Source organism: Paractinoplanes atraurantiacus (genome assembly GCF_900215205.1).
Taxonomy (GTDB): Bacteria; Actinomycetota; Actinomycetes; order Mycobacteriales; family Micromonosporaceae; genus Actinoplanes; species Actinoplanes atraurantiacus.
Genome location: NZ_OBDY01000047.1, coordinates 14703 through 40565, shown reverse-complemented (window position 1 = coordinate 40565; position 25863 = coordinate 14703). Strand labels below are relative to the sequence as shown.

The 25863-nt window shown below is 71.7% G+C and carries 23 protein-coding genes, 1 tRNA gene and 2 pseudogenes; 17 read left to right on the top strand and 9 right to left on the bottom strand.

Going from position 1 to position 25863, the window contains the following annotated elements:
• The first annotated feature begins 2 nt into the window (after nucleotides 1–2).
• Nucleotides 3–413: a RidA family protein gene (locus tag CRP55_RS49115; protein ID WP_097329002.1), complete on the top strand. Its 411-nt coding sequence runs from the start codon at nucleotides 3–5 to the stop codon at nucleotides 411–413.
• Here CRP55_RS49115 and selB read toward each other — a convergent pair.
• Nucleotides 408–2657, bottom strand: coding sequence for a selenocysteine-specific translation elongation factor (gene selB / locus CRP55_RS55470; protein WP_281260870.1), 2250 nt, complete (start codon nucleotides 2655–2657; stop codon nucleotides 408–410). The two genes, CRP55_RS49115 and selB, sit on opposite strands and share 6 nt — an antisense overlap.
• 309 nt (nucleotides 2658–2966) lie before the next feature.
• Nucleotides 2967–4238: pseudogene (gene selA, locus CRP55_RS49095) on the bottom strand (L-seryl-tRNA(Sec) selenium transferase); the annotation flags it as partial.
• A 476-nt stretch (nucleotides 4239–4714) separates the two neighbouring features.
• Between selA and CRP55_RS49090 the strand changes: the two are divergent.
• The 7 genes from CRP55_RS49090 (at nucleotide 4715) to CRP55_RS49060 (ending at nucleotide 11397) form a co-directional block, all read left to right on the top strand.
• On the top strand, nucleotides 4715–7465 hold the full coding sequence (locus CRP55_RS49090) for an AfsR/SARP family transcriptional regulator (protein WP_179855688.1): 2751 nt from the start codon (nucleotides 4715–4717) through the stop codon (nucleotides 7463–7465).
• A 5-nt stretch (nucleotides 7466–7470) separates the two neighbouring features.
• The gene (locus CRP55_RS49085) at nucleotides 7471–8526 is read left to right on the top strand and encodes a class I SAM-dependent methyltransferase (RefSeq protein ID WP_097328999.1); all 1056 of its coding nucleotides are present in this window, start codon (nucleotides 7471–7473) and stop codon (nucleotides 8524–8526) included.
• A 45-nt stretch (nucleotides 8527–8571) separates the two neighbouring features.
• Nucleotides 8572–9198 carry a dienelactone hydrolase family protein gene (locus CRP55_RS49080; protein WP_097328998.1) on the top strand — a complete coding sequence of 209 codons (627 nt, stop codon included), beginning with the start codon at nucleotides 8572–8574 and terminating at the stop codon, nucleotides 9196–9198.
• On the top strand, nucleotides 9174–9845 hold the full coding sequence (locus CRP55_RS49075) for a phosphoribosyltransferase (RefSeq protein ID WP_245923964.1): 672 nt from the start codon (nucleotides 9174–9176) through the stop codon (nucleotides 9843–9845). Before CRP55_RS49080 ends, CRP55_RS49075 begins: the two co-directional genes overlap by 25 nt.
• Before the next feature lie 18 nt (nucleotides 9846–9863).
• A complete protein-coding gene (locus tag CRP55_RS49070) occupies nucleotides 9864–10292 on the top strand; it encodes a hypothetical protein (protein WP_097328997.1) in 429 nt (142 codons plus the stop codon).
• A 75-nt stretch (nucleotides 10293–10367) separates the two neighbouring features.
• A complete protein-coding gene (locus CRP55_RS49065; protein ID WP_179855687.1) occupies nucleotides 10368–10796 on the top strand; it encodes a hypothetical protein in 429 nt (142 codons plus the stop codon).
• 112 nt (nucleotides 10797–10908) lie between these two features.
• Nucleotides 10909–11397: a GNAT family N-acetyltransferase gene (locus tag CRP55_RS49060; protein ID WP_245923967.1), complete on the top strand. Its 489-nt coding sequence runs from the start codon at nucleotides 10909–10911 to the stop codon at nucleotides 11395–11397.
• 15 nt (nucleotides 11398–11412) lie between these two features.
• Here the strand turns inward: CRP55_RS49060 and CRP55_RS53730 are convergent.
• Nucleotides 11413–11506 (bottom strand) — tRNA-Sec (locus tag CRP55_RS53730).
• Between the two features lie 38 nt (nucleotides 11507–11544).
• Between CRP55_RS53730 and selD the strand changes: the two genes are divergently transcribed.
• Together selD and CRP55_RS49050 are read left to right on the top strand one after the other, a co-directional pair.
• Nucleotides 11545–12540, top strand: coding sequence for a selenide, water dikinase SelD (gene selD, locus CRP55_RS49055; protein ID WP_097328995.1), 996 nt, complete (start codon nucleotides 11545–11547; stop codon nucleotides 12538–12540).
• Between the two features lie 34 nt (nucleotides 12541–12574).
• Nucleotides 12575–12961: a MerR family transcriptional regulator gene (locus tag CRP55_RS49050; protein ID WP_097328994.1), complete on the top strand. Its 387-nt coding sequence runs from the start codon at nucleotides 12575–12577 to the stop codon at nucleotides 12959–12961.
• Here CRP55_RS49050 and nrfD read toward each other — a convergent pair.
• From nrfD to fdh, 3 genes and pseudogenes are all read right to left on the bottom strand, one after another.
• Complete coding sequence (gene nrfD / locus CRP55_RS49045; protein WP_245923962.1) at nucleotides 12919–13854, bottom strand: NrfD/PsrC family molybdoenzyme membrane anchor subunit; 936 nt, start codon at nucleotides 13852–13854, stop codon at nucleotides 12919–12921. The genes CRP55_RS49050 and nrfD overlap by 43 nt on opposite strands.
• Nucleotides 13851–14768: a 4Fe-4S dicluster domain-containing protein gene (locus CRP55_RS49040; protein ID WP_097328992.1), complete on the bottom strand. Its 918-nt coding sequence runs from the start codon at nucleotides 14766–14768 to the stop codon at nucleotides 13851–13853. The genes nrfD and CRP55_RS49040 overlap by 4 nt, the downstream gene beginning before the upstream one ends.
• Nucleotide 14769: 1 nt before the next feature.
• A pseudogene (gene fdh, locus CRP55_RS49035) lies at nucleotides 14770–17979 on the bottom strand (formate dehydrogenase); the annotation flags it as partial.
• A gap of 52 nt (nucleotides 17980–18031) precedes the next feature.
• Between fdh and CRP55_RS49025 the strand changes: the two are divergent.
• Both CRP55_RS49025 and CRP55_RS49020 read left to right on the top strand, forming a co-directional pair.
• Nucleotides 18032–18268 (top strand): hypothetical protein, encoded by a 237-nt coding sequence (locus tag CRP55_RS49025; protein ID WP_245923960.1) that lies wholly within the window; start codon nucleotides 18032–18034, stop codon nucleotides 18266–18268.
• A 9-nt stretch (nucleotides 18269–18277) separates the two neighbouring features.
• The gene (locus tag CRP55_RS49020) at nucleotides 18278–18985 is read left to right on the top strand and encodes a hypothetical protein (RefSeq protein ID WP_097328988.1); all 708 of its coding nucleotides are present in this window, start codon (nucleotides 18278–18280) and stop codon (nucleotides 18983–18985) included.
• Here the strand turns inward: CRP55_RS49020 and CRP55_RS49015 are convergent, their stop codons facing one another.
• Both CRP55_RS49015 and CRP55_RS49010 read right to left on the bottom strand, forming a co-directional pair.
• On the bottom strand, nucleotides 18986–20296 hold the full coding sequence (locus CRP55_RS49015) for a TIGR04013 family B12-binding domain/radical SAM domain-containing protein (RefSeq protein WP_097328987.1): 1311 nt from the start codon (nucleotides 20294–20296) through the stop codon (nucleotides 18986–18988). It lies immediately after the preceding gene.
• Nucleotides 20293–21564, bottom strand: coding sequence for a restriction endonuclease (locus CRP55_RS49010; protein WP_097328986.1), 1272 nt, complete (start codon nucleotides 21562–21564; stop codon nucleotides 20293–20295). The genes CRP55_RS49015 and CRP55_RS49010 overlap by 4 nt, the downstream gene beginning before the upstream one ends.
• Before the next feature lie 136 nt (nucleotides 21565–21700).
• On the opposite strand from CRP55_RS49010, the gene CRP55_RS49005 reads away from it, so the two are divergent.
• Genes CRP55_RS49005 through CRP55_RS48995 form a run of 3 tightly spaced genes read left to right on the top strand, consistent with a single transcriptional unit; the run spans nucleotide 21701 to nucleotide 22857 of the window.
• Nucleotides 21701–22048 carry an ArsR/SmtB family transcription factor gene (locus tag CRP55_RS49005; protein WP_097328985.1) on the top strand — a complete coding sequence of 116 codons (348 nt, stop codon included), beginning with the start codon at nucleotides 21701–21703 and terminating at the stop codon, nucleotides 22046–22048.
• The gene (locus CRP55_RS49000) at nucleotides 22038–22490 is read left to right on the top strand and encodes an SRPBCC family protein (RefSeq protein ID WP_097328984.1); all 453 of its coding nucleotides are present in this window, start codon (nucleotides 22038–22040) and stop codon (nucleotides 22488–22490) included. The genes CRP55_RS49005 and CRP55_RS49000 overlap by 11 nt, the downstream gene beginning before the upstream one ends.
• Nucleotides 22483–22857, top strand: a complete 375-nt coding sequence (locus CRP55_RS48995) for a DUF6069 family protein (protein ID WP_097328983.1) — start codon at nucleotides 22483–22485, stop codon at nucleotides 22855–22857. Before CRP55_RS49000 ends, CRP55_RS48995 begins: the two co-directional genes overlap by 8 nt.
• Here CRP55_RS48995 and CRP55_RS48990 read toward each other — a convergent pair.
• Nucleotides 22835–23773, bottom strand: coding sequence for an anti-sigma factor RsbA family regulatory protein (locus CRP55_RS48990; protein WP_179855685.1), 939 nt, complete (start codon nucleotides 23771–23773; stop codon nucleotides 22835–22837). The genes CRP55_RS48995 and CRP55_RS48990 overlap by 23 nt on opposite strands.
• A gap of 115 nt (nucleotides 23774–23888) precedes the next feature.
• Here CRP55_RS48990 and CRP55_RS48985 point away from each other — a divergent pair, with 115 nt between their 5' ends.
• Together CRP55_RS48985 and CRP55_RS48980 are read left to right on the top strand one after the other, a co-directional pair.
• Nucleotides 23889–24599: an ABC transporter ATP-binding protein gene (locus CRP55_RS48985; RefSeq protein ID WP_097328981.1), complete on the top strand. Its 711-nt coding sequence runs from the start codon at nucleotides 23889–23891 to the stop codon at nucleotides 24597–24599.
• The gene (locus tag CRP55_RS48980) at nucleotides 24596–25861 is read left to right on the top strand and encodes an FtsX-like permease family protein (protein WP_097328980.1); all 1266 of its coding nucleotides are present in this window, start codon (nucleotides 24596–24598) and stop codon (nucleotides 25859–25861) included. The genes CRP55_RS48985 and CRP55_RS48980 overlap by 4 nt, the downstream gene beginning before the upstream one ends.
• The last annotated feature ends 2 nt before the right edge of the window (nucleotides 25862–25863 follow it).

Genomic DNA, 25863 nt, shown 5'->3' with positions numbered 1-25863 from the left:
CCATGCCCGAACTGACCCTCGACAACCCGTCCACCGTCGCCGCACCCTTCGGCGACAGATTCGCCCACGTGGCCCGCGCCGACCTGCCGGGCGGCGGCGCCTTGCTGATGCTCTCCGGCCAGGTGGGGGTCGACGACACGGGCGCCGTGGTGTCCCCCGGCGACGCCGGCGCCCAGGCCACCCGCATCTTCGAGATCGTCGCGGGCCTGCTGGCCGCGCACGGCGCCGCCCTGACCGACGTCATGCACATCCGCACGTTCATGACCAGCCTCGACGACCTGCCGGCCTACGGCGCGGTCCGTCGCCGACACTTCCCGGTGAACCCGCCCGCGAGCACCACAGTGGAGGTGAGCCGCCTGTTCCTGCCCGGCGCGGTTCTGGAGGTGGAGGTGACGGCGATCGCCCGGCTATGACGCGATGGTCCGCCGGTCGTCGGGCTCGCGGCGGGTGCGCCCCTTGCGGTCGAGCAGTTCCAGCAGGGGCACGGCCACCCGCCGGGTCGTGCCCAGGGCTTGGCGCGCCTCGCTGAGCGTGAACGGCTGCGGCAGCGCGGCCAGCACCCGAACGGCTTCCTCGACCGCACCGGCACGCAGCACCACTTGCGGCGTGAGCCGCAGGAGCAGCCCCGTCCGCTCCGCGGCCGCCACCTGACGCGCACCGAGCCCGAGCGCCGCCAGGTCGTACGCCTCAGGAGCAGCAAACGCCCCAAGCCCGTCGAACGCCTTGCCGACCAGCGCCACAAGCTCATCCGGCGCCCCCGAGGCGCCACCCACCACACGCCCGTTCCTGATCGTGACAGGAGGTTTGACCAGCGCGGTGACCAGAGCCCGATCCGGCAGCCCGAGCCGATGCCGCAACGCTTCCACAGGCATCCCAGGCTCGAGCGGCTGCGCCTTGGCATAGGCGGCAACTTCATCAACGAGCCGCCCACCAAGCACAGCCCAATGCTCCGCATCGACATACCAGTCCCCCACAACCGGCCGCGGGGGCGCCGGTTCCGCGGGCACAGCACCGCCAGGCGCAGCACCGCCACGCCCAGTGCCGCCAGGCACAGCTCCGCCGCGCGGGGTGCCGCCGCGCGCGCCGCCAGCAGGCGCAGCGCCATCAGGTGCAGTGCCGCCGCGCCCAGTGCCGCCAGGCACAGCTCCGCCGCGCGCGGTGCCAGCAGGCACAGCGCCGCCCAGTGCAGTGCCGCCGCGCCCGGTCCGGCCAGGCGTTGTGCCGCTGCGCCCGGTCCCGCCAGGCGCAGCGCCGCCGCCCGCGGTGCCAGCAGGCCCGATGCCAGCAGGCGCGCCACCGGCAGGTGCGGTGCCGGCAGGTGCGGTGCCGGCAGGTGCGGTGCCGGCAGGTGCGGTGCCGGCACGCGCTGCCCGGGCAGGTGTGGTGTCGCCGCGGGTAGTGACGGCAGGTCCGGTGGGCATCAGCCCTCTTGGGGCTGGGCCGGCGGTCGCTGAAGCCTTGGTGGCGGGGGTTTCGGTTGGTGAGTCTGCGGGGGTGGGCAGGGGGACGCCCATGGCGGCCAGGTCGGCGCCTCTGGCGAGGAGGCGGCGGGTGAGTTCGGAGCGGAGGGAAGGATGGCCGTCCATGGTGGTCAGTTGCGCGGCGCGGGCTGCGGCGGCGCCGCGGCGTTTGAGGCCGGGGGGTGCCACGTCGAGGACGGTCACGCCACCGGCCACGTGGTGGCGGCCGGGGTCGCGGAGGAGGGCTCGGTCGCCGATGCGCAAGGGCAGGGGGTGGGCCAGGCGCAGGCGGGCGGTGTCGGCGCCCAAGGGGCGGATGTGGGCCGGGACGGCGGCCGCGCCCACGTGCAGTGTCGCCTGGGCGGGGAGGCCGGCCACCGGGTCGCCGTCGATGCGGACGTCGATGAGGTCGGCGAAGCGGAACCGGCCCGGGGTGAGCAGGGCGTCGCCGCGGCTCAGGTCGTCGCGCGGGGTGCCGCGCAGGTTCACGGCGACGCGGGCCACGGCGGTCACCTCGTCCGCCTGCCTGCCCATGGTCTGCAGGCCGCGCACCCGGACCGTGCCGTCGCCCAGGGTCAGTTCGTCGCCGGTGCGCAGCCGTCCCGCGCCCAGGGTGCCGGTGACCACCGTTCCGGCGCCCTTGACGGTGAAGACCCGGTCGATCCACAAACGGACCGGCGCCTCCGGCTCGGCGGCGGGCAGCCGCTGGACGAGCCGGTCGAGTGCGGCCCGCAGGTCGTCGAGCCCGGCCCCGGTGACACCGCTGACCGCGACCGCCTCCACCTTGCCCAGCGACGTCCCGGCGATCTCGGCCTGGGCGAGCTCGATCGCGGCCTCCGGCTCGGCCAGGTCGCTGCGGGTCACCACCAGCAGCCCGTGCCGCACGTCCAGCGCGTGCAGCGCGGCCAGGTGCTCGGCCGACTGCGGCATCCACCCCTCGTCGGCCGCCACCACGATCATCGCCGCCGGCACCGGACCCACCCCGGCCAGCATGTTCGGCACGAACCGCTCATGCCCGGGCACGTCCACGAAGGCCACCGTCTGCCCCGACGGCAACCCCATCCACGCGAACCCGAGGTCGATCGTCATCCCCCGGCGCCGCTCCTCAGCCCACCGATCCGGCTCCATGCCGGTGAGCGCCCGCACGAGCGTCGACTTCCCGTGGTCCACATGCCCAGCCGTGGCAACGACGTGCACGCCCTACGCCCCCGCCCCCGAGCCGGAGGCCACGCCCGATCCGCTCGTTCCGCCGCCACCTGGCACGCCGGCATGGAGACGATCTTCCGCGTCGGGCGCCACCACAGCGCCGCTGGTGGCACGCGGCCGGCCCGTGACCACCGCCGGCCGAGCGGCAGACGCCCGACTCGTCACGTCGGAGCCAGCAGACGCGCTACTCGTGACGTCCTCAGCCGCGGCAGCGACGGCGGACGGAGAAGTCGCACCAACCCCGCCATCTGCTCCGAGGGTGACTGCGACCGTCGGTGCCGGGGCGGTCGGGGCTCCGGCGGCGGCCAGGATTGCGGCGAACAGGTCGGGGTCGGCGGTGGTGGGGATGCAGCGCAGGTCCAGGAGCAGGCGGCCTCGCTCTACCCGGCCCACCACGGGGGTTGCGCCTGTGCGCAGCGTATGGGCGTACGACTCAGGCAATGAGAGCGACCACGACGCAAGGGTGACCTCGGGCGCGCCGCCTCCGCCGACCACCGCGACCGACTCGGTGAGAGTGACCGGGATGCCCTGGGCAGCCAGGCGGGCGCGGACGGCCTCGGTGCGGGTGCGCAGGGACGACGGGTCGGTGCGCAAGGCCTGCCAGGTGGGGGTGAGAGGGCCGGTCAGGGTGGCCTGGAGGGCGGCCAGGGTGAGCTTGTCGACGCGCAAGGCGCGGGCCAGGGGGTGGCGGCGGAGGCGTTCGATCAGGGAGGTGTCGCCCAGTAGGAGTCCGGCCTGGGGGCCGCCCAGGAGTTTGTCGCCGCTCGCGGTGACCAGGGCGGCGCCGGCGGTCAGGGCGGTGGTGGCGTCGGGCTCGTCGGGCAGCAGCGGGTCGGGGCGCAGCAAGCCGGAGCCGATGTCGGCCACCACCGGAGGGTCCAGGGTGGCCAGGGCGGTCACGGGGGTGTCGCTGGTGAAGCCGCGGATGACGAAGTTGGAGGGGTGGACCTTCAGGATGAAGCCGGTCTGGGGGCCGACGGCGCGCTCGTAGTCGTCGAGCGTGGTGCGGTTGGTGGTGCCCACCTCGCGGAGGCGGGCGCCGGTCGACTCGAGCAGGTCGGGGAGGCGGAAGCCGTCGCCGATCTCCACCATCTCGCCGCGGCTGACGATGATCTCGCGGCCGGCGGCCAGGGCCGTGGCCGCCAGGACCAGGGCGGCGGCGCCGTTGTTGACCACGTGGACGTCGCCCGCGGCCGGCACCGCGGCGGCCAGGGCGGCCAAGGTGGCGCGGCCCCGGCGGGCGCGGCGGCCCGTCTCCAGGTCGAGCTCGACGTCGGTGTGGCCGGAGGCGGCGGCCACCGCGTCGCGGGCGGCCGTCGAGAGCGCGGCGCGGCCCAGGTTGGTGTGCAGGACGACGCCGGTGGCGTTGAGGACGGGGCGCGGCCCTCGGGGAAGTGCGGCTAGGGCGGCGTCCACGGCGCCGGCGGGCGGCAACTCGCCCTCGCGGACCCGTTGCAGCGCGGCGACCACGGCGGCCTTGACGGCCGGCCGGCCAACAGTCTCGGCGGCGGCTATGAGCTGGGGATCGGCCAAGACCGCGTCGGTACGGGGTACACGCCGCCGCGGATCCACAGAAGCGGCAGTGCGGTGCGGATCCCGGGAGGTCGCATTCGGATCCTGAGGCACATTGTCTCCTTCGGCATTGCGTGAGACCAACCTACCGCCGGCGATTGCCGCAGTGGTTGATCATGGCCGAGGGGCGGCGCGAGGGTTCGGCCTGGGCGGGAAGGGCTCGGCTCGGGCGGGGAAGGGCTCGGCTCGGGCGGGGAAGGGCTCGGCTCGGGTAGGAAAAGAGCTCGGGCCACGCGGGGAAAGGGCTCGGGCCGCGCGGGGAGGGCTCGGGCCGCGCGGGGAAAGGGCTCGGGCCGCGCGGGGAAAGGGCTCGGGCCGCGCGAGGAAAGGGCTCGGGCCGCGCGGGGAGGGCTCGGGCCGCGCGGGGAAAGCGCTTGGGCGGCGCGGGGAAAGCGCTTGGGCCGCGCGGGGAAAGCGCTCGGGCTGGGTGGGGAAAGGGCTTTGCCCGGGGTGGGTGGGCGGCCGAGAATGGGCGCGTGGGCGTCGAAGTGGGGCTGCTCGGGCCGGTTGAGCTGCGCGTTGACGGGCGGGTGGCGGGGCTGTCGGGCGCGCCGCAGCGGGTTCTGCTGGCGCGGCTCGCGCTGGCCGGTGGGCGGGTCGTGCCGGTCGGGGAGCTGATCGAGGCGCTCTGGGAGGAGGCGCCGCCGGGGAACGCCGTCGGGAATCTGCACAGCTATGTGTCCCGGCTTCGGCGGCATGCCGGTGGGGATGCCGTTCGGCGGGAGCCCGGTGGATATCGGCTCGTGCTTCCCGACGGGGCGATCGATGTCAGCCGGGTGGAGCGGCTCGTCGCGGTGGCGGGTGGGCAAGGGGACGAGCAGGCCGCCGAGACGCTGGCCGAGGCGCTCGGGGTGTGGCGAGGCGATCCGCTGTCCGGTGTGGCGGAACGGTTGACCTTCGCGCCCGAGGTCGCGCGGCTCGCCGAGTGGCGGCGGCATCTGCGTGAAGAATGGCTGGCTCGCCGAGTGGCGGCGGGGCGCGGGGCCGAGGCGCTGCCGGAGATCGAGGCCTGTGCGACGGCCGAGCCGATGCGGGAACGGCCCCATCTGCTGTGGATGAGAGCTTTGCATCAGACCGGTCGTACGGCCGAGGCCCTCGCCGTGGCGAAAAGCTTCCGGGAGCGGATCGCCGACGAGCACGGGATCGACCCCTCGCCGGCGCTGGACGAGTTGCAGCAGCGGATTCTCGGTGAGGATCCGGCGCTGCGACCGTCCGTCCGGGCGGCGCGGCCGGCCCGGCCGGACCGGTTCTTCGGGCGGCGCGACGAGATGGCCGTACTGCGGAAAGCCCTGCAAGAGAGCCGCGTGACCACGCTCGTCGGGCCCGGCGGGGTGGGCAAGACGCGGCTGATGACCGAAGCGCTGGCCGGGGACGAGCTGCTTGTCGAGCTGGCCGAGCGGTCCGTGCCGGCCGATGTGGCCGCGGCCGTGGCGGGGGCGCTCGGGCTGCGGGCGGCGCCGCGCGGGGCGGTGGCGGCGATCGCGGAGCGGCTGGGCGGGTCGGCGGCGCTGCTCGTGCTGGACAACTGTGAGCATCTGCTCGAGGCGGTGCGCGACCTGGTCGGTGAGATCGTGCGGCGCTGCCCGCGGGTACGGGTGCTGGCCACCTCGCGGCAGCGGCTCGGCGTGGCCGGCGAGCGGGTGCTGCGGCTGGGGCCGCTGCCCGAACAGGACCGGGTGGCGCTGTTCTGCGATCGGGCGGCGCTGCTGCGGGCCGGCTTCCCGGCCGACGCGCGCAGCCGGGAACTCGCGGCCGAGGTGTGCCGGCTGGTGGACGGGCTGCCGCTCGCGGTGGAGCTGGCGGCCCGGCGGGAGGCGGTGTTCGGGCTGGCCCATCTGCGCGACCGGCTCGGCGAAGGCTTGCAGGTGCTCGATCCGGCCCGCGGCGGTGACCGGGCCACGGCGGTGTCGGCGACCGTCGAATGGTCGTACCGGCTGCTCGATCCGGCGGCGCAGCGGCTGCTCGACCGGCTCGCGGTGTGCCGGGGCGGGTTCGGGCTCGATGCTCTGCCGTACTTCGCGGACGATGCCGAGCCGCTGCTCGCGGAGCTGGTGGACGCCTCGCTGGTCGTGTGCGATCTGGAGGCGGAGCCGCCGCGCTATCGATTGCTCGACACCGTACGACATGTCGGGCTGGCGCATCTGAGAAGCGACGACGCGAGAGACGCCCACGCGCGGTGGATGCTCGACTTCGTCACCGATCTCGTGCGGCGCCAGCGTCGCCGCAACCCGCACACGACGCCGGCCCTGCGGCGTGAGCTGGGCAACCTTCAGGAGGCGATCGCCTGGCTGGGTGATCGCGACGAGGGCGCCCGGCTCGCCGCGTGGGCGGCGGTGGCCGGCTCCGACGCGCCCGACCCCGGCCTGACGGCCCAGCTGGTGCGGTGCGCGCCGTCGTCGGTGATGTCCGAAAGTGATGCCCTGCGGGCCTTCGCCGCCGGCACCGGGGAATGGCTCAACAGCAATCTGGGCGAGGCCGAGCGCCTTCTCGCGGCGGCGCTCGCCGTGCTGCCGCCGGGCCATCCGGTGCGCGGGCCGGCGATTCTCATCCGCATCTCCAATTCGATGTTCGCGGGAAGAGCCGATGACGTACGGGCGGACGCCTTGCTTCTGCTCGACGAGCCGAGCGCCACGGGGTGGGTGCGGGTGACCGGGCTCTGCTGCGCGGCCTTGATGGACGCCTACAACGGTGATCCGGCGGCCGGAATGGACTGGCTGAAGACGTACGAGAAGGAATTGACCGCCGACAAGGGCGACGGTTTCGAGCCGTTCACCCGGGGCGAGTTGCTGGCCGCGAGCGATCCGGTGGCGGCGCTCGAATGCTACGAGGAGTCGCTGCGCCGCACGACCCGCGCCGGGCTGAATTACACGGCGAACATCGCGCGGATCGGCCGCGCGGCCGTGCTCATCCGGCTGGGCCGCCACAAGGAGGCCGCCGAGGCCTGCCGCGAGGCCATCGCCGCCGTTCGCGCGGCCGGGATGACCGCCCAATTGTGGACGCTTCTGCGGCTCACCGCGGAACTGCTCGCCGACCGGGGTGACCACGCCGCGGCCGCCGCCATCGTGGCGGCCGCCGACGCCGATCCGTACGCCCCGGCCGTCATGGGCCCGGACCGTGACCGGCTGGAACGCCTGCGGGCGGCGGCAACGCCACCCGAGACCGACGCGGCCGAATTCGCCCTGGCAAGGCTCCAGCAAGCAGCCGGCAAGGGCCGGACGGCACGTTAGGCGGCATGACCGACACCCACATTGACGAAGCCCGCGTGGAAGCGTTCGCGGGACAACTCCTGACCGATTTCGCCGGGGCCGGCACCACCGCCCTCACGGTGATCGGCGACCGGCTCGGGCTCTATCGGGCGATGACCGGCGCCGGCCCGGTCACCCCGGCCAAACTGGCGGCGGCCACCGGGCTCCATCCGAGGCTGGTCACCGAATGGCTGCGGGCGCAGGCCGTGTCCGGATATGTGACCAGCGACGGCGAGACCTTCGAACTGCCGATCGAGCACGCGCTCGCGCTCTCGGTCGTCGACTCACCGGCCTACGTGGTGGGCGGCGGCGACATCATCGCCGGCTATTTCCTCGCCCTGCCCCAGCTCGAGGCCGCTTTCCGCGGCGACGGTGGCCTTCCCTACGCCGACATGCCGGGCTGCCTTCACCACGGCATCGAGCGTTTCTTCCGTACGGCCTATGTCAATCACCTGGCCCAGGAATGGTTCCCGGCCGTTCCCGGCCTCGTCGAGAAGCTGGAGAAAGGCGCCCGCGTGGCCGACGTGGGCTGCGGGCACGGCGTCGCGACCCGGCTGATCGCCTCGACCTGGCCGGCGTCGACGGTGACCGGTTTCGACAACCACGAGGCGTCGATCGTGAACGCACGGGCGGCCCTGGCTGCGGGGGTCGACTTCCACGTCGCCCCGGCGTCGGAGATCGACCGGTACGGCCGGTTCGACGTGGTGGCGTTCTTCGACTCGCTGCACGACCTCGGCGACCCGCCGGCGGCGCTGCGGGCGGCCTACGAGGCGCTGGCGCCGGGCGGCATCCTCATCGCGGTCGAGCCGTGGTCGGCCGACGACTTCACCACCGTCGTCGGCAACCCGGTCGCGCGGGCCAACTACGCGGCCTCGACGGCGCTGTGCACGCCGGGGTCGCTGAGCCAGCCCGGCGCGTACGGCCTGGGCACCCAGGGCGGCCCCACCGCGCGGCTGGAGCTGCTGGCCGCCGCGGGCTTCGACGCACCGGTGGTCGCGGCCGACACGGGTTTCAACCTCGTACTGGCCGGTCTCAAGCACTGACAAGTCGGACGTATAGGACCCATGCCTCCGGGTATTCCCGGGGGCATGGCCACCGTGACGCACGAACGGACGTTCAACGCGGCCGGCACCGAGCTGGCCGGAGACCTCACGCTGCCCGGCGACGCGTACGGGATCGTGCTGTTCGCCCATGGCAGCGGCAGCTCACGGCACAGCCCCCGCAACCGGGCCGTCGCCGCCCACCTCAACGAGCAGGGCCTGGGGACGTTACTCACCGACCTGCTCACACAGGACGAGGAGGACGACCGGCGCTTCGACATCGGGTTTCTCGCCGACCGCGTGATAGGCCTGGTGGACTGGCTGGTCGCGGCCTGCCCAGCGCTCAAAGTAGGACTTTTCGGAGCCAGCACCGGGGCGGCGGCAGCATTGGTGGCCGCGGCGGCCCGCCCTCGCCCGGTGCGGGCGGTGGTCTCCCGGGGCGGCCGTCCCGACCTGGCCGGCCCCGCGCTCATCCAGGTCACCGCACCGACGCTGCTGCTGGTCGGCGGCAACGACCAGACGGTGATCGAGCTGAACGAGGAGGCCCGCAACGCCATGACGGTCACCGCCGAGCTGCGCATCGTGGCCGGCGCCACCTACCTGTTCGAGGAGCCCGGCACCCTCGACACTGTCGCCGAGGAGGCCGCGACATGGTTCGCGACGCACCTCCGCTGATCTTCGAGGACCGTGACGACGCCGGCCGCCACCTGGCCGACGCGGTCGCCGCCCAGCTCCCGCGCCACCCCGGACCGGCCCCGCTGGTGCTGGCCCTCCCCCGCGGCGGCGTGCCCATCGCCGTGCACGTGGCCGCCCGCATCGGCGGCGAGCTGGACGTGGTCATCGCCCGCAAGATCGGCGCACCCGGCCACCCCGAGTGGGGCATCGGCGCCCTCGCCGAGGACGGCCCACCCGTCTTCGACCAGGCCGCCCTGACCTCCCTGGGCCTGTCCGAGTCCGACCTGGCGGCCACGGTCGCCGGGGAACGCGCCGAACTGGCCCGCCGTACCCACCTGTACCGGGCCGATCGCCCCGCCCCCGATCCCACGGCCCGCGAGGTCGTGGTCGTCGACGACGGGCTGGCCACCGGCGTCACCGCACGGGCCGCCCTGCGCTGGCTCCACGGCCGCCACCCGGCCCGCCTGATCGTGGCCGTCCCCGTCTGCGCCCCGCAGGCCCGCGACGCCCTGACCGGCGACGCCGACGCCGTCATCTGCCTGAGCGCACCACCGCAGTTCCGCGCCGTGGGCCAGTGGTACTACGACTTCACCCAGCTCACCGACTTCGACGTCGCCCGCGCCCTGCGAGGTTTCGCCCCGAGCTGACCGGGCAGAGATTCCGTCATGCGTACGGGCATCCTCGCCGGCGCCGCAGCCGGTGCCGCCGGCACCGCGGCCCTGAACGCCGCCACCTACGTCGATACCGCCCTCCGTGCCCGCCCCGCCGGCCCGATCCCCGAGGACCGGACCTCCGACGCCCCCGACGCCCGGGGCCATCGAGCATCGGGCCTGGCCAGCCTCACCGGCATAGCCACCGGGGTGGCCATCGGCGCCACGTTCGGCCTCCTGCGCCGCGCCGGCCTGCGCCCCGGCCCGGTGCTGGGCAGCGCCCTGATCGGCGCCACCACCATGGCCTCGACGAACGCGTCGATGATCGCCCTGGGCGTCACCGACCCCCGCGACTGGACCGTCACCGACTGGCTCAGCGACGCTCTCCCCCACCTGGCCTACGGCGCGGTCACCGACGCGGTTCTGCGAGCGCTCGATCGCTGATATCCTCCGTACACAATGGAGCAGTCGCTGTTTCGCACCCGGCCCTGGACATTCCTCGTCGTCACGCTCGCGGCCATGGTGCTTGCGATGGCTCTGCTCTTCGTCGCACTGGGCCTGATCTTCGATCACTGGCCCGCGCCCGACGGCGGCCTGCTGTTCTTCCTGGCCATCCCGCTCCTGGGCGCCATCGTCAACGTCTCGCGGCAGCGCCGCCACCCCGAGTGGGTCCGCGTGTCCGACGCCGGCATCGAGCTGGCGAACGGCGACGCCCCGATCTTCATCCGGTGGACGAACGTGGCCTCCGCCTCCGTGCGGGGCCGGCCTTTGTTCGCCACGCTCGACATCGTCCCGGCCGACCTCACGCAGGTGACGTCCCCCGCGCCGCACGGCACCGTCCCCGCCCTGCACCAACTGCCCGGCGGCACGGGTTTCCGGATCCAGGTCAGCCACCTGCTGCCCGGCCCGCGAGCCCTCAACCGCGCGTTGTCGCTGCACCAAAGCTGAGCGGAGGGGGACGGGAATCGTCGCGCGGTCCACCCACGCGAACTGCTGACCCTGCGCGCTGCCGTAAACCGCAGGCGCTGGAGGGCCGCCTGGTCGTACGGTGCGGGGCGTGATGGAGATCCTGGTTTTGTCCGGTGAGGACTGGGCTGTCTGGCGCGGACTGCGGCTGGCCGCGTTGCAGGAGGCGCCCTACGCGTTCGGGAGCAGGCTCAGCGACTGGCAAGGAGCCGGGGACAGCGAGCAGCGGTGGCGCGATCGGCTCACGATTCCGGGGTCACACAACGTGCTGGCGGTGCTCGATGGAGAGCCGGTGGGAATGGCCAGCGGGGTACGGACCGATCTGCCCGGCCTGGTGGAGCTGATCTCGATGTGGGTGGCTCCGGCCGCTCGCGGCAGCGGCGTGGCCGATCGGTTGATCGAGGAGATCGCCTCCTGGGCGGTGCAGGCGTGCGGGGCCGAGAAGCTGCGGCTGGCGGTCATGCCGGGCAACGGGAAGGCGATCGAGCTCTACCGGCGGCACGGGTTCGCCGACACGGGAGAACTCGGCGCTCCCACCCCCGATGGCCGGGGCCAGGAACTGGTGCTGGCCAAGTCGCTTTGAGGCCCGGGCTGGTCAGCGGAGGCGGACGGGAATCGAACCCGCCTGACCCGGATGCCGGGTCACACCGGTTTTGAAGACCGGGAGGGGCACCAGCCACCTGAACGCCTCCGACAGGAACCTTAACGGGTCCTGTGCCAGAGTTGGCGGGTGACTCGTCTGACGCAGTACGCGCACGGTGGCGGATGTGCCTGCAAGATTCCGCCCGGGGAGCTCGAGACCGTGGTCGCGGGCCTTGTCGGGGCGAAGACGCCGGAAGGGCCCGGGGAGCTGCTGGTCGGGCTCGACGACGGGGACGACGCGGCCGTCGTCCGGATCGCCAACGGGACGGCCATCGTCGCCACGGCTGACTTCTTCACGCCGGTGGTCGATGACGCGTACGACTGGGGTCGCATCGCCGTGGCCAACGCCCTCTCCGACGTCTACGCCATGGGCGGCACCCCGGTCGTCGGGGTCAACCTGCTGGCCTGGCCGCGCGAGGTGCTTCCGATGGAGCTCGCGGCCGAGGTGCTGCGCGGCGGCCTCGACGTCGCGGCCGAGGCGGCCTGTCATGTGGCCGGCGGGCACAGCGTGGACGACCCCGAGCCCAAGTACGGCATGGCGGTCACCGGCGTCGCCGACCCGGCCCGGCTCATGCGCAACGACGCCGGCCGGCCCGGCGTGCCGCTCACCCTGACCAAGCCGCTGGGGATCGGGGTGCTCAACAGCCGGCACAAGGCGACCGGTGAGGTCTCGGCCGAGGCCGTCGCCGCCATGACCACCCTCAACGCCGGCGCCTCCCGCGCGGCCCTCGAGAACGGCGTCGTCTGCGCCACCGACGTGACCGGGTTCGGGCTGCTCGGCCACCTGCACAAGCTCGCCCGGGCCAGCGGCGTCACGGCCCGGATCGACGCCTCCGCCGTGCCCTATCTCGAAGGGGCCCGGCAGGCGCTGAGGGACGGATACGTCAGCGGGGGCACCCGCCGCAACCTGGACTGGGTGCGACCCCACCTCGACCCCGGCGGCATCAGCGAGGACGAGTTGTTACTGCTCGCGGACGCGCAGACCTCGGGTGGGCTGCTCATCGCCGGGGAGGTTCCCGGCTATCCCGTGATCGGCGAGCTGGTCGCGGCCCAGGAGGGCACAACGCTGCGGATAAACGCTTGACTTCGAGTGCACTCCAAGAGGCAGGCTGTGAGCCATGGCGAACGGACTCACAGTCGGCGAGGTCGCGGATCGTGTCGGGCTCACCGTGCACACCCTGCGGTGGTACGAGCAGGAGGGCCTGGTCGACCCGGTCGAGCGGGACACGGCCGGTCACCGGCGCTACAGCGAGGCCGATCTGGGCTGGCTCGACCTGCTGATCCGGCTGCGGACGACCGGCATGCCGGTGCGCGACATGCGGCGCTACGCCGACATGGTCCGGGCCGGTGACGACACGGTCGGCGACCGCCTGCGCCTGTTCGTGGAGCACAAGGAGCGGGTGCTGGCCCGCATCGCCGAGCTTCAGGCCGACCTCGCGGTCCTCGACGCCAAGATCGCGATCTACGGGGAGCTGGCGGAGCGGCGCTCGAGCCTTTCGCGCTGAGGCACCACCGTGTATTTCGGGTCCTTGGCCGAGGCCACGCCGGCCTCGAAGACCCCGAAGCGGGTCAGGGCCGAGCCGGCCAGCAGGGACAGGCCGGACAGCGCCGACACCACCCGCGAGCGGCGGCCGAGCACCGCGCCGACCGCTCCGGCCGCCGTGAGCAGGCGGGCCGCCTTGAGCAGCGTGCCGGGGCGGCCCTGCTGGTAGGGCTCGCTGAGCAGGCCGTGGCCGTGCTCGACCCGGTGACCGGCGACCAGCTCGATGCCGGCGCCGAGCACCGCCATCCGCCGGGCCGGTTTGCCGGGGGCCGCGATCAGGCCGACGCCGGCGCCGCTGGCCAGGGCGCTGCCGGCGAACATGAACGGCAGCTCCGGGTAAACCGCGTTCCAGCTCGGCACGGCCGTGTCGGCGAAGAGCACGGCGGTGTACGTCGCCAGCGCCGGAGCGAGCGCAGCCGCCCCGAACCCCGCGACGTCGCCCACCGGCGGCAGCACCCGCTTCAGCAGCCGCGACGGCAGCAGCGGGGCGAACTCGGCCGCACCGGCCACCGCGGCCACCCCGCCGAACGTGGCCAGCACCCACGTACCGACCGACATCGGCGAGGTCGGCTTGGCCACCCGCAGCATGTGGTGGAAGCGCTCGGGGCGGCCCAGGTCGATGATCAGGAAGTACGTGCTGGCGCCGAGCGCGCCGAGCGTGGTCATCCGTCCCACGCGGCGCAGGGTCACGTCGCCGGTGGCCTGCCCGCCCGCCGCCAGCAGCGCCGACCCGGCGGCCAGGCCGCCGGTGAACAGGTACGAGGCGATGTCGTGGGTCCACACCGGAGGCCGCACGATGGGCCGCCCGTAGTACGACTCGAACTCCGCCTTGGGCACCATGGACCGGTCTTTCATCCACGCCTCCCGGCGAACGCCACGACGGCCGAGGCGGCCATGGCGAGCGCGGCCAGCCCGGCCCGCTTCCACATCTTCGGCAGGTCACGGGTCGCCACGGTCGGGTCGGGCGGCAGCCCGTACACCTCGGGCTCGTCGAGCAGGAGGAAGAACGCCCCGTCCCCACCGACGCCGTTGTCCTCCTCGTGCCCATAAAGCCGCGCCGCCGGAACGCCTTGCGAATGAAGATCGGCAACCCGGCGCGAAGCCCGTTCCCGCAATTCCGACAATTCCCCATATTGAATGGACTCGGTCGGACAGGCCTTGGCGCATGCGGGGGTCAGGCCGTCGCCGATCCGGTCGTAACAGAGCGTGCACTTCCAGGCCCGCCCGTCATCCTCGCGGCGGTCGATCACGCCATAGGGACAGCCGGAAACGCAGTACCCACAGCCATTGCAGATGTCCTGCTGCACCACGACAGTGCCGAATTCCGTACGGAACAAAGCTCCTGTCGGGCAGACATCCAGACACCCGGCATGTGTGCAGTGCTTGCACACGTTCGACATCATCAGCCAGCGGAAATCGGACGTCGGCCCCGGCGACGCCTTCCCCGGCGGCTCCGACGTCGGCATGCCGAGAAATTGCGGGCTTTTCGAAGAGGAAACAGAGCCGAGAACATCACTGGTGACCGGCTGCTCGATGAACGCGACATGGCGCCACGAATTCGCCGACAGGCCGCCCGTGTTGTCGTACGACTGACCCAGAAGGTTGAAACCGTCGTCCGGGACCGCGTTCCACTCCTTGCACGCGACCTCGCACGCCTTGCACCCGATGCAGACCGAGGTGTCGGTGAAGAAGCCCATGCGCGGCGGCGCGTCGACGTAACCGGCGTCGGTCGCCGGGTCGATCGGTCCGTACAGGCTGTTACTTCCCACTGTCGTCCTCCAGACCGGCACGGCGGCGATAGTCCTTGACGTACGCCAGCAGGCCCGGACCGGCGGGCCGCCGCCCGGCCCGGATGTCGCACGTGCCGACCTTGCTCTCCTGGATGAGCACGTTCGGGTCCAGGGTGATGCCGATCAGGTCGTTGGCCGAGTCGCCGGTGACCACGCCCTCGCCGCCCCAGTGATAGGGCATCCAGAGCTGATGGACGGTGCGGCCCTCGATACGCAACGGCCTCAGCCGGTCGGTCACCATGACACGGGCCTCGATGGCCGCCCGCGCGGTGACGATGTGCGCCCAGCCCAGGTGGGTCAGCCCGCGTTCCGCGGCCAGGGCCGGCGAGACCTCGACGAACATCTCCGGCTGCAATTCGGAGAGGTACGGCAACTGGCGGCTCATCCCGCCGGCGGTGTGGTGCTCGGTGAGACGGCTCGTGCTGAAGACGTACGGGAAGACCTCGGCGTGCCGGTCGGGCGCGCTGGGGTTGGTCAGGTTGTCGCTGCGGTCGTACACCTTGCGGGTCGGGTTGGCCTGCTGGCCGTAGAGCGGATTGGCCACTCCGGACTCGGCCGGCTCGTAGTGCGTGGGCATCGGGCCGTCGATGAGGCCGCTCGGCGCGTACAGCCAGCCCTTGCCGTCGCCCTGCATGATGAAGGCGTCGTCGCCGGAGATCGCCTCGACGCCCGAGGCGCCCTCGGGTGGGCGGTACGACGGCGGCTTCGTCTTCTCGAAGTCGGGCACGTCGTCGCCGGTCCACTCGCCCTTGGCGGCGTCCCACCAGACGTACTTCTTGCGCTCCGACCACGGGTTGCCCTCGGGGTCGGCCGAGGCGCGGTTGTAGAGCGTGCGCCGGTTGGCCGGCCAGGCCCAGCCCCACTCGGGGGCCACGTAGTTCTGCTCGCTCCCCGGCTTGCGGCGCGCGGCCTGGTTGACGCCGTCCTTGTAGACGCCGGTGTAGATCCAGCAGCCGCCCGCGGTGGAGCCGTCGGGCTTCATCTCCGTGAACGAGCTGAGCAGCTTGCCGGATTCGAGGTCGTACCCGTTGATCTCCTTGAGCACGAGCTCTGCTTCTGGCTCGTCGGAGGATCCGTACTCCCAAGTCAGGTTTTTTATGGCTTCATCTCGTGATTTGTCAGAATCACCCAAGCGGGCCTTGAGACGGCGGCCGAGGTGGTAGAAGAACCACAGCTCACTGCGGGCGTCGCCGGGCGGGTTGACCGCCTTCTCGCGCCACTGCAGCATGCGCTGGGTCTGCGTGAAGGTGCCCTCCTTCTCGACATGCGAGGCGGCCGGCATGAAGAAGACCTCGGTCTTGCACTGCTCCGGCACGATCTCGCCGGTCTCCACCTCGGGACCGTTCTTCCAGAACGTGGCGCTCTCGATCATGAAGAGGTCGCGGACCACCAGCCAGTCCAGGTTGGCCATGCCGAGCCGTTGCGCCCGGCCGTGGGCCGAGCCGACCGCCGGGTTCTGCCCGAGCAGGAAGTACCCCTTGATCTTGCCGTCGATCATGTCGAGGACCTGCTGGTACGTGCCGTGGTCGCCGGTCAGTCGGGGCAGCCAGCCGTACCCGTAGTCGTTCTCCTCGGTCGCCGCGTCACCCCAGTACGACTTGAGCAGGCTCACCGCGTACGACTTGGCGTTGGCCCAGAAGCCCTTCTGCTCCGGATGCCGGATCGCGTCGATCCACTGGCCGAACGTCTCGTGCTGCGAGACGTGCGGCATCGGCAGGTAGCCGGGCAGCAGGTTGAACAGCGTCGGGATGTCGGTCGAGCCCTGGATGCTGGCGTGCCCGCGCAGCGCCATGACGCCACCGCCGGGCCGGCCCATGTTGCCCAGCAGCAGCTGGATGATGGCGCCGGTCCGGATGTACTGCACGCCCACGCTGTGCTGCGTCCACCCCACCGAGTACACGAGCGCCGTCGTGCGCTCCCGCCCCGAGTTGGCGGTCCAGGCCTCACAAACCTCCAAGAACTTGTCTTGGGGTACGCCGCACAGACGCTCGACGACCTCAGGCGTGTAGCGCGCGTAATGCCGCTTGAGGACCTGGTAGACACAGCGCGGATCCTGCAGCGTGGGGTCGCGCGGCACGTCGGCCGGGATGGGCGGCCCGTGCGATTCCTGCTCGAGGCCGGAGGCGGTCTCCCGGTCGACGTGCGACTCGCCCTCCTCCTGGCCCTCGTCCTGCTGGCCCGCGTACTGCCAGCTGGACTGGTCGTAGGCGCGGGTCTCGGGGTCGAAGCCGGAGAACAGCCCGTCCAGGTCCTCGGTGTCCTGGAACTCCTCACTGACGATCATGGACGCGTTGGTGTACGCCAGCACGTACTCCCGGAAGTCCTTCTCGTTGCTGAGGATGTAGTTGACCACGCCGCCCAGGAACGCGATGTCGGCACCGGCCCGCACGGGCACGAAGCTGTGCGCCAGCGCGCTGGTCCGGGTGAACCGCGGATCGACGTGAATGATCTTCGCACCGCGCTTCTTGGCCTCGATCACCCACTGGAAGCCCACCGGGTGCGCTTCCGCCATGTTCGAGCCCTGGATGATGATGCAGTCGGCGTTGGCCAGATCCTGGAGGAATCCGGTGGCCCCGCCACGGCCGAAGGAGGTTCCCAGACCGGGAACGGTGGCGGAGTGTCAAATACGGGCCTGGTTCTCGATCTGGATGGCGCCGAGCGCGGTGAAGAGTTTCTTGATGATGTAGTTCTCTTCGTTGTCCAGCGTCGCGCCGCCCAGGCTCGAGATGCCCAGCGTCCGGTTCAGGGGACGCCCGTCGGCGTCCGCGTCCTCCCAGGTCTGCTCACGCGCGGCGAGCACCCGGTCGGCGATCATGTCCATGGCCGTGTCGAGATCGAGAGATTCCCATTCGGTCCCGTACGGCCGCCGGTAGAGCACTTTCTGCTGCCGGCGGTCCGAGGTGACCAGGCTCTTGCTGGCCGAGCCCTTGGGGCAGAGCCGCCCGCGCGAGATCGGGCTGTCGGGGTCGCCCTCGATCTGAACGACCTTCTCGTCCTTGACGAAGACCCGCTGCCCGCAGCCGACCGCGCAGTACGGGCAGACCGACTTGGCCACTCGGTCGGCGGTCTCGGTGCGCGCGGTGAGCTCCTTGGACCGCTGCGACTGCGCGGCCGCGCCACGCCCCAGCGGGTCGGTCCCGGTCAGCTGCCGGTAGACCGGCCAGCCCTCGATCCAGGTCCGAACTCCCACGAGTCAGACCTTAACCCCCACGCTGAAGATCCGCACGTGATACTGGAGTGCGATGGCACCACCACCGGAAGCCCCCGTCATGCGCCGCTGCCCGCGCTGCGGCCACCTGACGCGCGCCGACCGCATGGTGAAGGGCTTCGGCCGCGACTGCGCCACGCTGCTGGGCCTGACCGGCCGCTCGATAGACACCGGCCACGAAGGCCCCGACCTGCTCGACTACCTGCGGGAGCAGACCGAGGAGGAGGACGCCTGCGACGGCTGGGACCGCCCGGCCGACCGCCCCCTGTAGGGTGCCGCCGTGTACGCGCCCGCAGAACAGGTCATCGATCTCATCCTCCAGAACGCCGCCCGCGCCACCCTGCCCTTCCGGGAGGAGCCGGGAGGCCGCCTGCAGGGCACGGCCTTCTGGTACAACGATCTGATCGAGGGCGAGGTCTACGTCCAGTACCTGCTCACGGCCGAGGCCCTGACCTCGTTCGACGTCGCCGCCTGGACCCTGCGGCCCGAGCTCGCCGACCCCGCTCCGAGCGCCCAGGGTGCCCTGACGCTCGATTTCGCCGCACAGTGGAAGCGGCTCCCCCGCATCGGCGTCGCCGCCATGCCGGCGGCGCACATGCACGCGTACGCCGACCGCAAAGGCTGGCGGTGGACCACCGATGAGATCACCGACGGGCTGGCCGCCACCGAGTCGGACATCGCGACGATCGGGCGGACGCCCGTGCCCGCGTACGTCCTAGGTCATTACGCCGGCGGCGAGCGCGACCAGATCGTGGTCGTCGGCGAGGTGGCCCTGGACCAGCGAGGACGGCTGCGCTGGAACGGCGACATCCTGGCCGGCCTCGTCGGCGCGCCGGTCTTCACCGACATTCCGCGCCCCGGCGGGAGCTCCAAGCTGGTGTGCCTCGGCGTCGCCCTGCCGGACGAGATCGCACCCTTCGACCGGATCCGCAAGGAGGTCGCGGCCCTGCGCGCCCGCCCGGGCCGCCGCTGGTGGAAACGGGGCTGACTACTCCGGAGACACCTGAGGCAGCAGGGTCCGGCTACGACCGGGCCGGGGGTACGCCTCGGCGGCCGCGGCCAGGCGCTGGGCGTGGTCGCGCTGGCGCTGCCAGTGGCCGTAGAGGGCGCCGCGCTGCGACAGGCGGTCGACCTCGCTGATCGTCTCCGGGGCGACGTCACCGGCCGGGGCGTCCCGCCACGGGGTGCCGGGCAGCGGCATGAACGTGTGGGCGTGGATGCGGGCCCCCAGATCGGCCAGCTCCCGGGCGAGACCGAGCGACGCGTCCACGTCGCCCTGATCCTCCCCCGGCATCCCGAAGATCATGTCAACGTTGATCTGGAAGCCCTCCTCGACACCGAGACGCGCGGCCCGCATGACCTCCTCGACGCCGTGACCACGCTTGGCCGCGTCCAGCACCCGGTCCGACCCCGACTGGGCGCCCACGATGATGTTCTTGTTGTCGCAGTACTTCTTGACCAGCCGCAGCGCCTCCCGGCTGACATGCTCGGGCCGGATCTCACTGGGGAAGCTGCCGAAGAAGACCCGCCCGTTCGGGCCGATGCCCTCCCGGCAGGTGGCCAGCAACTCCTCGACCGCGGCCAGGTTGGGTTCCTCGCTCTGACTGCCATAGCTCATCGCCGTGGGCGTGATGAACCGGACGTCCCGAAGCCCCCGCTCCCGCATCCGATCCACATGCCACCGCACATTCTCGACGCTGCGATGCCGAAACCGCGCCGAGAACATGAAGGGCGTCTGACAGAACCGGCAGGCGTAGACACACCCCCGCGTGATCTCCAGCGCGTTGAACCGCCCCCACTTGAGCGCGAACCCCGGAAAGTCGTCAAGTGGCCGCTGCCGCGCTTTGCCGGTCCTCTTCACCCCGCCGGCCGCATCCCGATAGGCCAGCCCCGTGATCCCCGCCGGGTCCCCTTTGGCGTCGACCAGGCTGAGCAGCGTCGACTCGCCCTCGCCCTGCGCCGCGACGTCCCACCCCGCGTCCAGAGTCTGCACCGGCTCCGCCGTCGCATGCACTCCCCCGGCGACGTGCGTGACGTTCGGCCCATCGGCAAGGGAGCGGATCACCTTCAACTCCTCGGCCATGGCGGCCGCGTCCGGCGAGTAGAACGACCAGAGCACCAGCACCCGCGCGCCGCCGGCGGCCCGAATGTGCTCGGCTGTGGCCTCGGCCGTCTCCCCGAACCGAACCTCGTACCGGGTGGCGGTCTCATGCTCGCCGAGCGCGCCCAGCAGCGCATGAAAGCCGTACGTCACCGCCTTGCGGTACCGCAGAACCAGCACCAATTCGGGACCATTCACAGCCCGATTTTGCCAGCCCGCAACCCGAGCGCTCGATGCAGGCCCAGCCGACCATCGACGAGCTGCATTCGCCCATGCTCGTACGCCTTTTGCCGGCCACCGGTAGTGAACCAGGAGGTCGTGACCAAGATGCCTCGGCCGGCCTTTTTCTCTTCCATAGCGCCGGCCAACTCGCGGATGTGGTTGACCCCGACGACGTTCTTGTAATGCTTGGCCTGGATGATCGTCACCCCGCCGACGAAGGGGTCGGGATTCTTGACCACCGCGTCCACACCGTCGTCCTTGCTGGAAGTGGTAGTCCACCCCTGCATGCCCATGGCTTCGAAGACCTGGCGCACCAGATGTTCGAACTCGCCGTGACCCATCTGCATCAGGTCCGGACGGTGGTCGAGCGTGGAGACCGCATCAAGGCCGTCGATGAAGGCGAACTTGCTCAGGTCGAAGACGAGGATGGGCTCGATCGGCTTCAGCGCATAGGGATGCTCGGACACGCGTGCCCGCAGGTAAGGCAGACAGTCGGCCGGCTTCACACGATCAAGGACGAGTTGCTCGAACGCTGCCCGTTCGACATCCAGACTGATCAGGCACGGATACTCTTGGCGGCCGGTAGCTGGATTGATCGAGTCGACGTGCCCGTTGAAGGCCACTTCCCGCAACCTGGGGTCGGCGTCGAACAAATCTCGCAACGCCAGCAGCGTCACCTGGGCGATGACGTCACGGTACAGCTTCTTGACCTCCGCGTCCGGCCGCTTCGTTTCGACGATCGTGTCTGCGTTCTGGCCGCTCTGGACATAGCGGAATGACTTCGCGGTCGGCACTATGTCAGTTCCAGGCAACTGCAGCTGAACGACAAGCTGCTCTGCCTCGGGGTTGTAGGCGACCTCGGCGCGGCGCGGGAATTGCGGCGGCAGCAACAACCGTGAGAGCACCTGCTCGCAATATCGCTCGACGCTCGGTCGGCGCCTGGCGGCGATGGCCTTGATCTCTTCGTCGATCTGGCGGTTGTGTTCGGCGCGTTCCGCTCGGTCGGCCGCCACCCGGGCATCGAACGCCGCGCGCGCCGCGGCCAGCCGCCTTTGCCGGTCCGACTCCTGCTGTTCCCATGAGGCCATGGCGTCGTCGAAACGACGGCGTGCCCGCGATGATGCGGCTTGATGACGCTCACGGCCGCCGAACAACGACGAGAGCATCCCCGGCGCGGAAGGTTCATAATTTCGCCACTCAGGCCGCGGGGCCGGGGCTTCCAGGTCACCGGGGTCGAACGTCATCGACGCCGTCGATTGAGGCTATCGACCACACTCACTTTCGTCGACACCTTGAGTGGCGGCTCGACTGCTTTGGGTTACATAAGCGGTCCACTCTCAGACGTTGAACCTTGTGGTTCAGTGTCATATGGTGAACCGTATGGTTCAGCAAGCGGTCCTCGATCGCGTCTTCTCGTGCCTGGCCGATCCGGTTCGCCGTGCCGTTCTTGTTCGGCTCGGGGAAGGGCCGGCGACCGTCGGGCAGTTGGCCGCGCCGGCCGAGATGAGTCTGACCGGGATGAAGAAGCACCTTCGGGTGCTCGAGGAGGCCGGGCTCATCGTCACCGAGAAGGTCGGGCGGGCCCGGCAGTGCCGGCTCGCGCCGGCGCCGCTGGACGAGGCGATGAGCTGGATCAGCTTCTACCAGCGCCTCTGGGCTCGTCGTCTGGACGGGCTGGACGTCTACTTCACGCTGCGGAAAGGCGAGGAATCCGATCATGACGCTTGACATGCGAGTGACGCGACAGCTGCCGGCGACGCCCGAGGAGGTCTTCGACGCGTACACCGACGCCGAGAAGCAGAAGATCTGGTTCACCATCCTGGACGAGCAGCCCGGCATCGTGGAGATCGAAGTGGACCTGCGGGTCGGCGGCCGGCAGACCGCGGTGTGGGGTCCCAGCCCGGACGCGCTGTTCCGCGAGACACAGACCTTCGTCGAGATCGACCGGCCGCACCGGCTGGTCACCGATTCGACCGGCTCCAGCCCGGACGGCACCACGATGACCACCCGCATCGAGATCACCTTCGAGGCGCGCGACGGCGGCACGCTGATGACCGTCGTGCAGAGCGGCTTCCCCGTGCCCGAGGTCCGCGACTTCTTCACCGGCGAGGTGTGGGCCGGGGCGTTCGACCGTATCGAGGCCTTCTTGAAGGCGAAGGCCGATGCCTAGGATCGTCCTTCTCGGCGTGGTCGCCGCGGTCGCGGTCAACCTTCTGGTGTACGCGGTGGGCCGCGCCGCCGGTGGCACCTTCCGCTTCACCACGTCGGGCGAGCCGGCCGAGGTGGACGCGGTCACCGTCGCCGGTTTCAGCGCGGTCCCACTGCTGGCCGGCCTGACCGCGGTGGCCCTGCTCGGCCCCTGGGCCGCCCGCACCGCGCTGGTCCTGGGCCCGCTGCTGGCGCTCGGCACCATCCCCTTGATGACCTTGCCCGCCGACTTCGACACGGTCAGCACGGTGGCGTTGGCTCTCTGCCACCTGACGCTGATCCCGATCGTCGTGATCGCGGTTCGTCTCAGCCTCTCAGCCGGACGGTGAAACCGTCGCCGGAGCGGATGAGGGTGGTGTCGATGTCGAGCTGGTGAATGAGCCAGAGGCCCCATCCGGGCAGCATGGCGTCCGGGGTCGCCGGGACGAGGCCGGCCAGCGGGTCGGTGGGCCCGGGGCCGCGGTCGTGGACGCTGACCACGACCCGGTGCCAGGTGGCCCAGATCCGGGTCGTCACCGGCGGTGTGCCGTGGCAGACGGCGTTGGTGACCGCCTCCGAGATGCCGTGGGTCAGATCCTTCAGCGTCTTGTCGGCGACCCGGCCGCGCCCGATCCGGATGAGGGCGCGGCGGGCCTCGGCCGGGGTGCAGTCGATCAGCTCGGTCAGCGGCGGGCCCGCCTCGAGCGGTTCGGGTGGGGCCGGCAACCTGTCGAACTCCGCCGGCTCCTGGAAGCGTTCGCTGACCCGGCGGTGCCCGGCCGGGGTGATCAGACGCGGGTGTGTGCGCTCGACGACGTCGAGCACGGTCGCCGGGGTCGTGGTGGTGTCGTACAGGCAGCGGCCCCACACCGGGAAGTCCTGCCACACCTTGTTGACAGCGCTCTCGTAACGGTCCCAGCCCTCGTACTGCCCCCCGTTGCCCGGATGCGGCAACTCCCCGGCGACCCGGATCTGCTCGGCGCCCAGGGTCATGTAGAACTCGAACAACCGGCGATATGTGGCGATCGCCCGGGCCGGCGTCGCGTACAGGCCCGGGCCGGTGATGGACTCCACGGCCGACGGTGCGCTCAGCCGCGATCGCAGCAGGTCGGATTTCCGCTCGTCGTACCCGATGACGACCGGCTCGCCGGCGGCCAGCCCCTCCTCGACGAAGGGCACCATCAGCTGGAGGAACTCGGCGTCGGAGGCGTAGAAGCCGGCCTCGTGGAAGTGGCCCACGAAGCCGCGGGCGGCTCCCGTCCTCATCACGGCACCTCCGCGCCAAGCGCAGCAAGCCGCAAACTCTACCCGGTTAGCCGCACCAGCGGACCAGTGCCAGCACGGATGCCCCGGCACCGGCCCGGCGACGAGGCTCGACGGCATGGAGAACGTCTTGGCACTCGAGAACGTGGCCCGCGCTTTTCCGCGCGGGATCGTCGCCCTGCGGAACGTGTCATTGAGCGTACGGACCGGGGAGTTCGTCGCCGTGATGGGCGCGACCGGCTCCGGCAAGAGCACACTGCTGCACTGCGCGGCCGCCCTGGACCGGCCCAGCTCAGGGTCGGTGCGGCTGGCCGGGCGGCAGATCGAGAGGATGCGGGAGGGCCCGCTCACCCGCTGGCGGCGCGACCGGGTGGGCTTCGTCTTCCAGTCCTACAACCTGCTGTCCGAGCTGACCGTGGCCCAGAACCTGCGGCTACCCGGGCGGCTCGGCGGTCCCCGGCGGCACGGGGTCGGCGACGTGCTGGCCGCGGTCGGTCTGCCGGGTACCGAGAAGCGGCCGGTCGGTGAGCTCTCCGGCGGGCAGCGCCAGCGGGTGGCGATCGCGCGGGCGCTGATCACCGGCCCGTCGGTGATCTTCGCGGACGAGCCCACGGGGGCGCTCGACCCGGCCACCGGCGGCCAGATCCTCGGCCTGTTGCGGCGCGCGGTCGACCGCGACGGGGTGACCGTGGTGATGGTGACCCACGATCCGGGGGCCGCGGCCTGGAGCGACCGCCTCGTGCTGCTGCGGGAGGGCTCGGTGACCACCGATACGGCGACGCCGGACGCGGCCGCGATCGCCGGCCGGTTGCGGGAGGTGGCGGCGTGATCCGGCAGGCGCTGCGGCGCAACCCCTGGTCGTTCCTCGGCCCGTTCTCCACCCAGATGCTGGCGGCGGCGCTGGTCACGGCCGGGCTCGGCATCGGCACCGCCGTCGAGGACGCCGGGATCGTCTTCCTCATGGTCGCCATCTATCTGTCGATCATCATCGTGGGTGTGACGATGAGCGCGACCATCGCCCAGCAGGCCCGGGACATCGCGCTGGTCCGGGCGATCGGCGCCACCCCGGGCCGGGTGCGCCGGGCGGTGGCCGCGCAGGCGGCCATCGTCGCGGTGCCGGCCACCCTGCTCGGTGTGCCGCTGGGTGGCGTGGGCGGCCGCGCCTGGATCGACGGCGTCGTCGCGCACGGTCTCGCGCCGGCCGGGGTGACCTTCCACCCGCACCCGGGCACGCTTCCGATCGCGCTGGCCGTCACGGTCGGCACGTCGCTGGCGGGCGCGCTGATCGCCGCGATCCGTCCGTCCCGGGTACGGCCCTCGATGGCCCTGGCCGAGTCGAGCGCTCCGCGGCGGCGGATCGGCCCCGCGCGTACCACCACCGGCCTTGTCCTGGTCCTGTCCGGGGTTGTGCTGTCGGTGGCGATCGCCGATCTCGATGCGGAGACCACCGACGCCCTCGGCCTGTTCGTCATGCTCGCGCTCTGCGTCGGCGCCGGCCTGCTCGGCCCGGCCCTTCTGAAGGTCGCCGCGCTGGCGGGACGGTTGTTCGGCGACACGGGCCGCATGGCGGGAGACATCATTGGTGTACGGGCGAAAGCGCTCTCCGGCGCATTGGTGCCGCTGACCCTGGCCATCGCGTTCACCGCGGTCAAGGTGATCGTCCTGCAGACCACCGAGCACGAGACCGGTACGGCGCCACCGGCCGCGGACCGCTGGCTGGAGTACACGGGCACGGCCGTCTACGTCGCCTTCGCGGCCGTGGCCGCCGTCAACACCTTGGTGACCGTCGTGCTGGCCCGGCGCCGCGACCTGGCCGTCACCCGGCTGGCCGGCGCGACGAGGGGGCGCGCGCTCCGGGTCGTCATCTGCGAGGCTCTGCTCGTGACCGGAACAGCATTGGTGGTCGGCGCCGCGGTGGCCGCCACGACGACGGTGCCGTTGCTGCACACCGCCCTCGGCACCTGGACCCCGTGGATGCCCGCGACCTGGCTGCTCACCGGCGTCCTGGCCACGGCCGCCCTGGTGCTGGCCGGCACCGCCCTGCCGGCCGCCCTGGCCATGCGCCGCCCACCCATCGAGGTGGTCTCCTGACC